The following is a 10,883-nucleotide window of genomic DNA, read 5'->3' on the forward strand; positions in this document are numbered from 1 at the left end:
TTAATTAATCCGAAACATCTTAAAAACTGGTTTACTAATTGCTGCTACTGTACCTCATAACATCCGGAAGTGCTGTATACCGGACATAGTAATATAGTCTACTCAGTCGCCTTCAGTCCGGATGGTCAAATTTTAGCGAGTGGTAGTGCTGATAACACAGTAAATTTGTGGAATGTCACGACTGATAGTTGCGTTAGAACGTTCACCGGACATACGAATGAAATCTATTCAGTCGCCTTTAGTCGGGATGGTCAAATTTTAGCGAGTGCTAGTGCTGACAGCACGGTAAAGTTTTGGGATCTACGCAAGGGCAAGTGCTTTAAGACGTTGTACGGACATACGAATTCGGTCTATGCAGTCGCCTTCAGTCCGGATGGTCAAACCCTAGCGAGTGGCAGTGCTGACTGCACAGTCAGGCTTTGGGATATCCGTGATGGTCAGTGCGTTAAAATTTGCACGGGACATAGCAGTGCAGTCACATCAGTCGCTTTTAGTCCCAATGGTCAAACCGTAGTGAGTGGTAGTTATGACAAAACGGTGAAGTTGTGGGATGTTAGCACGGGTTGCTGTGCAAGAACCTTCATCGGACATAGCGATCGCGTAGAGTCCGTTACCTATGCGCGTAGCGCAGGCTACGCCAACAGTCCAGATGGTCAAATAGTAGTGAGTGGTAGTTTTGACCTTACAATTCGGTTTTGGGATTGTCAAACAGGCAAATGTTTCAAAACTCACACCGGATATAACAGTTGTGTATTAGCAGTTCCTTTTAGTCCCTGCGGTAAGCTCTTAGCTAGTGGCAACGTTGACACTACACTGAGGCTGTGGGATGTCAATACTGGCAGTTGCGTGAGAACGTTCACGGGACATACTAAATCAGTCATAGGAGTCGCATTTAGTCCCGATGGTAAAACAATCGCTAGTGGGGGTGCTGACAAAACGCTGAAGTTATGGAATGTCAATACGGGCAAGTGCATAAAAACGTTCACGGGACATACTGATTGGGTATATGGAGTTGCCTTTAGTCCAGATGGCAAAACTTTAGCCAGTAGCGGTCTTGACCAGAGCATCAGGTTGTGGGATTGTCAAACGGGTCAATGTTTCCGAACTTGTACCGAACCTAGCAATTCCATATTTTTCTTCTCCCCATTTTTCGTCACTTTCAGTCCCAGCAGTAAAACCCTAGCCAGTAGCAGTTTTGACTGTGTAAAACTATGGGATGCCAGCACTGGCAGTTGCTTAAAAACCTTCACTGGACATACAAATGAAGTATCTTGGGTTGCCTTTAGTCCGGATGGTCAAATCGTAGCTAGTGCTAGTGCCGATCGAACGTTGAAGTTGTGGGATGTCAATACGGGTAACTGCATCAAAACATTGACTGGGCATACCAATTGGGTATGGTCAGTTGCCTTTAGCCCAGACGGAAAAACCTTGGTTAGTGGTAGTTCCGATCAAACGGTGAGGCTATGGGATGTCAGCACTGGAAGATGTATCAGAAATCTCACCGGACATACCCGTCAAATCTACTCAGTCAGTTTTAGTCCGGATGGTCAAACTGTAGCAAGTGGCTGTGCTGATGAAACGGCAAGGGTGTGGGATGTCAATACGGGTGAGTGCCTAAAAATACTGAAACCACCCCGACTCTACGAAGGCATGAATATCACTGGGGTTACAGGTTTAACTGAAGCACAGAAAGCGACGCTAAAAGCTCTCGGCGCGATCGCTCATAGGGAATGAATGGGCGCGATCGCTGGATTTGAAAGATGCTGCTTCAAGCGGTCAAATCTGGGGTGATTTGTGGCTGTTGCTGGCGGTTCAAGGTTTGCCGGTGCCGATTGTGTTGTGCTATTTGCTGTTTGGTTCGCTGCCGCCGGTTGCTGTATTTGGGCACTTTTGGCTGTTGGGATTGAATGTATTTTTGGTTGCGGTGCGATCGGCTTTGGGTTTGGCGATCGCTCCTTCTTACGATACAACTCAAGCATCGGGTAAATTGCTGTTTTGGCTGTCACCTTTGGCCGATCCGTTGGCGTTTTTGCGAATTCTAATTTCTGCTTTAAATCAGCCTACTCAGTGGCGCGGCCGGAAGTATGAATAATCATTAATACTAAGTTCCCCGACTTTTTTAATAAGTCGCGTATCAGAGAGCGCCAGCAAGAGCCTTTGATGTTTTTTTCGTGGGATGGGCAGGAGACCCACCCCCGATACAGCCATGAATTTTAGTCAACAATCGCCCCATTTAACGAAGTTTTTCTTAATTCTACTCTCGCTAAATTTACACCTCTTAAATCAGTACCTGTTAAACAAGTATTGCTTAAATCTGCATAACTCAAATCGGCACCTCTGAGATTAGCATCAGATAAATTTGCTCCTGATAAATTCGTCCTCACAAGTTGCGATCCACTCAAATTGCTGCCACTCAAATTTGCCGATTGCATTTGTGCTACCATTAAGTTTGCTTTGCTTAAATTAGTGCCGCTGAGGTTAGCCAAATTCAATTTAGCATAACTCAAATCAATGTTTTCCAAGCAAAGTTCGCTCAATTGCGCGCATCGCAAGTTAGCATTAATAAAAAACCTGTCTCCAATCGCATAACGGCGCAAAAATTCGTCAACTGCAAGCCGAATTAAAACCGGTTCGCAAGTATTTTGGTAGCACCACGATGTCTCCAATAAACTAGCGGCTGCTTCAATTGCTACCTTGTCGCATTTAGAGAGCACCAAACTATTGCACCCATCCCACTCACCGTTGAGCATGAATGCCATCTCAGAAGCTGCTGCACTTGAGTCGCATAGCAAAACGGTTTCTGGTTTGGGTTGCAGCCAGTTCATTAAACCGATCGAGCTCAGGTTTTTCATTGTTGATTCAGGGTTTGTGCGTCTTCCTTAATTATAGTAGACCTCTCCCCGCGCTGAAGCGACGCGGATTCTAAACTGTTGCTACTGCGGTACTTTTTATCTAGTTCTTTAAAAGATAGGACTTATATAGTTTACGGTAGTTTCGGAATGATTAAACCACAGAGACCACAGAGGGAGCTGAGGAAGAAAAAGAGAGATAAATAATTCCGATACCGACGGATTTGATATTACGCACGCGGGGCAAAGAACCAGGTTTTTGCGTCAAAATCTCCGGGAGAAATCCACATTTTTTGGGAGAAATCGGTTTTTTTTCGTAAGTCTAAAAGATGTACAAGACTCGGCTTCCTACGATCGAACTCAGGCATCGAATAAATGGGTGTTTTGGCTGTCCCCGTTAGCCTATCCGCTGGCGTTTTTGCCAATATAAGAGAACAAATAACGCACTTACAGCAGCGCAAGATCCTTGAAGCAACGGCGCGTTAACTCTATTCTGGCCGCTCCGTCATTTTGGTTGCGGATGTCAATGTTTGTAGCAAAAAAGTAAACATTTTTATCCTTTTCTAAATAACCTACATACCAGCCAATTTGAGGCTTTGTTTGTTCTCCAAAATTTGCCCAGCCTGTTTTGGCTCTAATTGTGTAATCTGGAGTTTGTTCAACAATTATGATGTCTTTCACCAGAGACAGCGATCGCTCAGAAAAGGGTAAGTCATTTTTGTATAGACGGCGGAGAAATTGAATTTGCTCGTTGGGTGTGATTCGCAGTTCTCCCTCTAACCAGAATTTGTCAATATCGTCTTTGTTACCGATTTTTTGGTTGCCATAACCGACTTTAGCTACCCATTTTTGCATTTGCTCGTGTCCGACTCGGCGGGCGAGAACTTGGTAAAACCAAACGGCGGAAAGTTTCATGGCTTCTCTCATATTCAAGTCTCGATTCCATGCGGGAATTTGCCTTTGAGTTCCATCCCAAGTTAGAATGGCAATCTCATCTGAAATTACCCCTGTTTCTAAGGAAATCAGAGAGTTGAGAATCTTAAATGTAGATGCGGGTAAAAAAGCTGTGGCGTTACGCTGCGGGTTGTGTTGATAAATCCGATCGCTATTCAAATCGTAAATTGCGATCGAGCCTTCAACTCCTAGTTCTTGAAAGTGCCGTCCAAAATTCATTGTCTCAGCAACATCTCCTCCCCGTCGTGGAGATTCTTGCACGGGAGGTGGCACGGTTAAGGCTGATTGCGGTGGCCCAACTAAAACAAAAGTAATGCAGCCTAATACAATTAAAATAACAGCGATCGCACGACGAGATATTCGGTTCATAAACTTCGATAATTTAGCCAAATCACAGGCATTAATGTCACAGGGGCGATCGACTTGTAAGGTGCGTCTGACTTACGCTGTGTAAGCAACAATTAAGGTTTGCCCCTGACGCATCCTACTATCTAGAGGTTGCAGTTGCATAATTTCTCACCTACAAAACTGCCATAATAGTTAAGGCGACCAAACAGCTTAACTGAATTACTAAGCTGAAGAACCGAAACTTCGGATCGAGGCCAGCAATGTGAATCACTGAATGTACAAGCCGAAATAGGATGTACACAACAATCAGCAAATCTACTGCTGTTCCTGAAACACCCCTAACTGTTAGAAGAAAAACAACTCCCAAATACAAAGGCAGGTTTTCTATCAAGTTGGATTGTACTCGAAATAGTCGCCAAAGCAAGCTGTCGTCGTTCTGTGTGCTGAAATCTTTTACAGATCCGCCCGCAGATAGATGCCGAATCCTGACTGTCAGCAGCATAACAACAACTGCGATCGTCCACAAAATGAAAATTGCTAAACCCCAGAGAGGGAAAGTCATATTTGTCGGTTCAATTTGCATCATATTTCTACCTTGCGAAACTGCTGCTAAGACTTTAGAAAAGTTAGATCGAATTCTGTAACATCGTCGGGCGTCAAATCCAGCCAACAGTCAACAATCACCGACGGTGCAACCGGAATCGATAGAATTCATCTGCGTTAATCTGTGTTAATCGGCCCTCATCTGGGGTTAAAAAAAGAGAAGGTATTAACCGCAGATGACAAGGGATTGACGCTGATTCACGCAGATGAACAGAAGAGAGATATGAATAATTCCGATGCGAACAGATTTGATATTACCAGTCAGGAATTTTGCTCTGGCGTTCTCATTTTTAGCTAAAACAGCTTGAGGATGCTTCGATTCTGGCTGTTTTCGGAACTCACCAAGCTCACAGCAGCATCTAACCGACAAGCTGACGCTAACTAGAGTGCGATCGCATCTCCTGAGTATCAATTCCCGCCGCTAGCAACCGAGCGTTTACAGAGGGTTTTCGGCAAGACGGTCGCACCATTGTATCGAGCAAGTGTTCGATCGCACCCGGTAGATTCTGGCAAAAACCAGTGTGTACCCGCGATGTCTGAACGATCGTACTGCGGGGTGCTACGAGCCAGTGAAAGCGCTCTCTGTGGGGAAGTTGACCGATCGCGCCAGATTCCTTGCCGCCTGCACAAATGATGGGAATGACTGCTAGGTGATTGCGAATCATTTCCAAATCCAACGTTGAGTCGATCGCCATCAAGCGCTGTTCATCAATTTCGATACGGGCTTCGAGGAATTTTTTCGTACCGCAGGAAACGATCGCCCCCACGTTGATAAACTCCTCGCGCTCGACTTTGGGAACGACGCGGATAATGGCGTAATCATACAGAAATCGATCGGGCACTAATCGCCTCCTCCAAAAAAATATGTGGTGATTCTAGCCGATTTAGCAGGTACTCGATATAAGCATCCCGATGTTGGTTGCTATCGCTGAAAGGAGAATCTCCCACCAGCCAAGTATCAGGAATTAGTTTAACGATGTTGCGAATGATTTCCGGCGTTAGCCTTTGAGTCATCTTTGAATTTGCCGCTTCCAGCGTACTGGCAAAACGCAGCAGAACGTGGTCTTTGATTGGGGGGAAACGATCGCGGCTGCGCGAGAGATAATCTTTCCAGGTGTGGTGGAAGTAGAGGGCTGCACCGTGATCGATCAGCCAAAGCCGGCGGTGCCATACCAGCATATTTGCATTGCGCGACGTGCGATCGATGTTGGTTACAAAAGCATCGAACCAGACGATTTCTGAGGCCAAATCCGCCTCGGACTTCCCCGCTATCGGGTCAAATGTGATGGAGCCCGGGAGATAGTCGAGGGCGAGGTTGAGGCCAGCACTTGCTCGGATCAAATCTTGAATTTCCGGGTCAGGCTCAGTGCGAGCCAGTTCGGGATCGAGTTCCACAAAGACGAGTTCGGGGATTGGGAGCCCGGAGGCGCGAGCAATCTCTCCCGCCACTAGCTCGGCGATCAGAGATTTGGCTCCCTGGCCCGCACCGCGAAATTTGAGCACGTACATACCATCATCATCTGCTTCGACGATCGCGGGTAGCGACCCGCCCTCGCGTAAGGGAGTGACATATCTGGTAGCAGTGACTGTTCGCAAGCTGATACTCATGCTATTTTAGATTTTCGATTTGAGATTTTAGATGCAAAATCACTGATTTTATGAGGGTTGGGAGTACGGGCTTACAGACAGTTGGATTCTTTCTTTTAACTGGGACTGATGTTAAATAGTCTGTTTACTAAACTGATGACTAAAAGGACACAACATTGTTGTGTCCCTACGGAATTTTGCCAAATCTTGCTTTGAGACAGTCATTAGTCATCAGTTATTAATCAACTAATAACTCATGACTAACCACTAATCAGTTGTACTAACGTGGTCGATTCTCTCTAATTGCCAGAGAATTTGGTTGCCTTCGCGCCGCACCCGCGAAACAACCCAATTCCGCCAAACCCAGTTGTCTCCCCGACTGGTGACAGCGCTGGCATTTACATCCATCAAATCAGCCAGTTCAGAACTGGTAATCAAGTAGCCTTTCGTAGCAACCTCGTCGGCGATGTGCAACGTTTCGATCAGATTGCGGAGGTCCTGAACCCTCACCTCGCGGGGCAAGTTCTCCAGGGTATCGGCAGTTGAGTCCATCATGGTAGAGTTGGAGATCGGAAGGTCAGAAGTTATGACATAGGATTCTATCGTTTTGTTACCAGTTGTGTCCGTTCCTTCCGAAACAATTGTGTTTTCCGAACCTAGAGGCGGTGCGGCCGCGCTGACCAAAGTGCCCGCCTGAGTCTCACCTGCAGTTGGTTTCTGCTGTTGCAGTTCGGGAGTGAGATTGTGGGAGAAGCTGCGGGCGATTTCATCGCATCTGTCGTTGTAGAAGTCGCCGGAGTGGCCGCGGACGTGTTCCCACTTGATTTGCCGGGAATTCAGCTTGTCTAGCCGGTGCCAAAGGTCTTGGTTGACAACATCTTTGCCGGTTGAGGTTTTCCAGCCTTTATTTTTCCAGCCTTGAATCCATTTGGTGATGCCGTTTTTAACGTATTCGCTGTCGGTGTAAACAGTGACGGGTTCGGTTTGACCGGAATTGGCAAAAAATTCCAGCGCAGCGACTGCCGCCTGCATTTCCATGCGGTTGTTAGTAGTTTGGGGGTCTCCACCCCCGAGCTCGTGACAGTTGCCGTCGGCGAAGCAAACTACTGCACCCCAGCCACCTGGGCCTGGGTTGCCGGAACAAGCGCCGTCTGTGTAGAGGCTTTTGATTTTGGGAGTTGTCATGAGCGAATTAATTTGTTATTTAGAGGTAACTTGTTTGCAAGTGCGATAATTAAGGCAATTGAGATAGTTTTACTTGCTGCTATGAAAAATGCCAGCTTAAAGATTAAAAAGGTCGGGCTATTTATTTGTCCCTTTTCTTTGTTAATTTTTAATACTTTCGCGCAAGCACAGCCCATAGTGCCTGCGGCTGACGGTACGGGTACTGTTGTCACCCCCAGCGGCAACCGCTATGATATCAACGGTGGCAGTTTGTCGGGAGACGGCGCGAATCTTTTTCACAGTTTTGGGCAGTTTGGCTTGAATGAAGGTCAAATTGCTAATTTTCTGACTAATTCGGCTATTCAGAATATATTAGCTCGAATTGCGGGCGGGGACGCTTCGCTAATTAACGGTTTAATTACTGTCACGGGCGGCAATTCTAATCTTTTTCTAATTAATCCTGCGGGGATTGTGTTTGGCCCGAACGCGAGTTTGAATGTGCCGGCGGCTTTTACTGCAACTACTGCCAATGGTGTCGGTTTTGGTTCAAATTGGTTTAATGCTGCGGGTACAAATAATTTTAGCGCCTTGGTGGGTACGCCAAATGCTTTTTATTTTAGTGCGGGTGTACCGGGAGGTATTGTTAATGCTGGCAATTTAGCGGTGACTCCGGGGCAAAATTTGGCTTTGCTTGGCGGTACGGTTGTTAGTACCGGGCAGTTGTCGGCCCCGGGCGGGCAAATTACTGTTGCTGCGGTTGGGGGCGGAAATGTTCTCCGCATTAGTCAACCGGGGCATTTGTTGAGTTTGGAAATAGCAACGGGCGGAAATGTTGGTAATTCTCCACAGACTTTGAATCCTGTTTCTTTGCCGCAGTTGCTGACAGGTACTGGGCAAAATCAGGCGGCGGGTGTTGCGGTTGCGGATGACGGTTCTGTGCGGCTTGTGGGTTCTGGTTTGCAGGTGAATTCTGGGGATGTGGCGATTGCTGCTAATGTGTCTGGGCTGCCGCAGTTGAATGCGGGAAGTGCGAATTTATGGGCTGGGGAAAATCTCACGCTAGCAGGCGCTAGGCTGCAAACTACGGGGGATTTGAGTTTGCTGGGTGGGGATGCGGTGCGGGTCAGGGACAGCGCCCAGAATCCTTTTTTGGCGCAGGCTGGGGGGAATTTATACATTCAGGGATCTCGCACTATTGATATTCTCACTCAAAATGCGATCGGCGGCTTATCTCTTCCCCCGCAATTCCAAAGCGGCGGCAATTTGAGTTTGGTTAGCAACGGCGTTATTTCGGGGGATTCCCACTTTGTTTCTGGTGGCAATTTTTCGATTCGCAATTTGTCGGGAATGCCGGGAAACTTTGTCAGTTTATTTGACCCGATTATCAGTTCGGAAGGAGATGTTTTCTTTGGTGATTATACCGGAGTTTCGCTGAAAGTCGAGGCGAAGGGGAGCATTGTTGCCGAGGATATTACAATTACCGGCCCCGATAGTGCATTGGGTAGGGAAAATGGGAATCCCGACGATCCAGATGTTGCTATTTTAACCAGCAGTCCGGCCTTGATTCTGCGGGCGGGAGTGCAAGATTTGGCAAATTCTCCTAATTTTACTACAGACATTTTGGGAGATGATTCACTATTATTTACAAATCCACTTTTATCTAGCAATTTGATTTCGGTGGAAAATATTTCGGCAGGCGGGCCTGTAATTTTTTCAGCGCCGGGAAGTATCGCCACTAGAGATATTAATGGCGGTCAAATTAATATCGAAAGCAGGGAAGCCGGAGTGATAGTTGGGGGCAGATTAACGTCTAGTTCTACCATTAATATTCAAGCTAATGACAATATTATATTGACAAGTGACATTTCTCGTGCTGATATCAACGGCAGTATTAGTCTGAATACTGTTCGAGGCAATATAGTAACAGGGTCGATCGATACTGGGACTTCCGGGGCGATCGAACTCAGAGCTTTTGGCAATGTGAATTTTGGGACTTTGCAGGGATCTAATGTTGATATTACCAGTAACTCCGGGGCATTGGGGGTTTTGACTGATGCCAATATCATTGTGCCTAATACTACACCTGTCAATATTACAGCAACTGAGAATATCAATTTGACAGCTTTTAGGGACTTAACAGTAGGTAATCTCACCGCTGCGACTGTCAATGCTAGCAGCAGCAATGGGAGCGTTAATACGGGTGCGATCGCTACTTCTGGAGATGTCAGAATTCTAGCGGGACAGGAAATCAACACAGGGGCAATAACTGTTAATCCTGTGACCACAAATCCAGTTAATCCCCTCATTTCTACAGTAAATTTGGATGCCCAAACTAATATGAATGTTGCATCGATTAACGCTGGCACTGGCACTATTAATTTGAGATCGTCCAGCGATTTAAATGCAGGGAGTTTGCAAGGTGGAGACGTTGACCTCAATAGCGATAGTGGAAATATTGCGATCGGTAATACTACATCTCTTGGGAATATTAATATAATAGGTTCGGGAAATGTAAATTCCGGGGATGTGCGGGGAGTTGGAGTTAATATAAATAGTAATACGGGAAGTATTAATATTGACACCGCTACAGCAACAGAAAATACTGTCAATTTAACAGCGCTGCTAAATGTAAATTCCGGGGATGTGCGGGGAGTGGGAGTTAATGTAAACAGCAATGGGGGAAGTATTAATATTGGCAATATCGACGCCACAAGAGGAAATGTCAATTTGACAAGTTCGGGAAATGTAAATTCCGGGGATTTGCGGGGAGTTGGAGTTAATGTAACTAGCAATACGGGAAGTATTAATATTGGGAATACGGACGCCACAACAGGAAATGTGAATGTAACAGCGCCGCTTGATGTAAATTCACGAGACTTGCAGGGAGTTGCAGTTGATGTCACTAGCAGCAGGGGAACAGTCACCACTGGTAATATAAGTGCTGCCGAAAGTGTCGGAATTTTAGCGGGGAACCAAATTGCAATTGGGCGAATAAATGTTAATCCTGTTGTTAGTGCCGATCGCACTTCTACAGTAAATCTTAACGCTCAAAATGATATCAGTGTTGCATGGATCAATGCTCCGGGCGGTAATGTTGAGCTCACAACTCCGGGTTTAGTTCGAGTGACGGGTACTTTTGACCAAAACGGCACTCCTCTTAGCGTCTCGACTCTTGGTGGCATTCAACCGGGTACAGTTACGATCCGCCACGGCGGCGGCGATGTCAATCCGCCAATACCTTTTGCGGTGGGAGATGCGACGACTAACGGTACTGCTGGGGCGATCGCCAGTAATCCTGTGGGTACGATTACTCAGGGCCGATCTTTCATAAATTCTTACACTCAAGGCAATAGTGCGATCGTCACTACCAATCAACCA

8 protein-coding genes and 1 pseudogene are annotated in these 10,883 nt (G+C 46.4%); 3 read left to right on the forward strand and 6 right to left on the reverse strand.

All coding sequences use genetic code 11. From position 1 onward, the window contains the following. The first annotated feature begins 69 nt into the window (after nt 1-69). Both QUA62_RS03170 and QUA62_RS03175 read left to right on the forward strand, forming a co-directional pair. Nucleotides 70-1,734 carry a WD40 repeat domain-containing protein gene (locus tag QUA62_RS03170; protein ID WP_333402326.1) on the forward strand — a complete coding sequence of 555 codons (1,665 nt, stop codon included), beginning with the start codon at nt 70-72 and terminating at the stop codon, nt 1,732-1,734. Then, a pseudogene (locus QUA62_RS03175) lies at nt 1,733-2,092 on the forward strand (glycosyltransferase family 2 protein); the annotation flags it as partial. The gene QUA62_RS03170 and the pseudogene QUA62_RS03175, both read left to right, overlap by 2 nt. A 121-nt stretch (nt 2,093-2,213) precedes the next feature. Here QUA62_RS03175 and QUA62_RS03180 read toward each other — a convergent pair. The 6 genes from QUA62_RS03180 to rnhA all read right to left on the reverse strand — a co-directional run bounded on the left by QUA62_RS03180 (nt 2,214) and on the right by rnhA (nt 7,526). Continuing rightward, a complete protein-coding gene (locus QUA62_RS03180) occupies nt 2,214-2,852 on the reverse strand; it encodes a pentapeptide repeat-containing protein (protein ID WP_333402328.1) in 639 nt (212 codons plus the stop codon). A 444-nt stretch (nt 2,853-3,296) separates the two neighbouring features. Further along, nucleotides 3,297-4,172, reverse strand: coding sequence for a class D beta-lactamase (blaOXA, locus tag QUA62_RS03185; protein ID WP_333281431.1), 876 nt, complete (start codon nt 4,170-4,172; stop codon nt 3,297-3,299). Between the two features lie 151 nt (nt 4,173-4,323). Then, complete coding sequence (locus QUA62_RS03190; RefSeq protein WP_333281434.1) at nt 4,324-4,737, reverse strand: MAPEG family protein; 414 nt, start codon at nt 4,735-4,737, stop codon at nt 4,324-4,326. Between the two features lie 394 nt (nt 4,738-5,131). Beyond that, nucleotides 5,132-5,596: a DUF3037 domain-containing protein gene (locus tag QUA62_RS03195; RefSeq protein WP_333281437.1), complete on the reverse strand. Its 465-nt coding sequence runs from the start codon at nt 5,594-5,596 to the stop codon at nt 5,132-5,134. After that, a complete protein-coding gene (locus QUA62_RS03200; RefSeq protein ID WP_333402329.1) occupies nt 5,574-6,362 on the reverse strand; it encodes a HipA family kinase in 789 nt (262 codons plus the stop codon). The genes QUA62_RS03195 and QUA62_RS03200 overlap by 23 nt, the downstream gene beginning before the upstream one ends. 246 nt (nt 6,363-6,608) lie before the next feature. Beyond that, nucleotides 6,609-7,526, reverse strand: a complete 918-nt coding sequence (gene rnhA, locus QUA62_RS03205; protein ID WP_333217452.1) for a ribonuclease HI — start codon at nt 7,524-7,526, stop codon at nt 6,609-6,611. Nucleotides 7,527-7,607: 81 nt separating this feature from the next. Here rnhA and QUA62_RS03210 point away from each other — a divergent pair. Beyond that, nucleotides 7,608-10,883: two-partner secretion domain-containing protein (locus QUA62_RS03210; RefSeq protein WP_333402330.1), on the forward strand; the 3,276-nt coding region annotated here is incomplete at its 3' end.

Origin of the sequence: Microcoleus sp. MON1_C1, assembly GCF_036701945.1 — a bacterium.
Lineage (GTDB): Bacteria > Cyanobacteriota > Cyanobacteriia > Cyanobacteriales > Microcoleaceae > Microcoleus.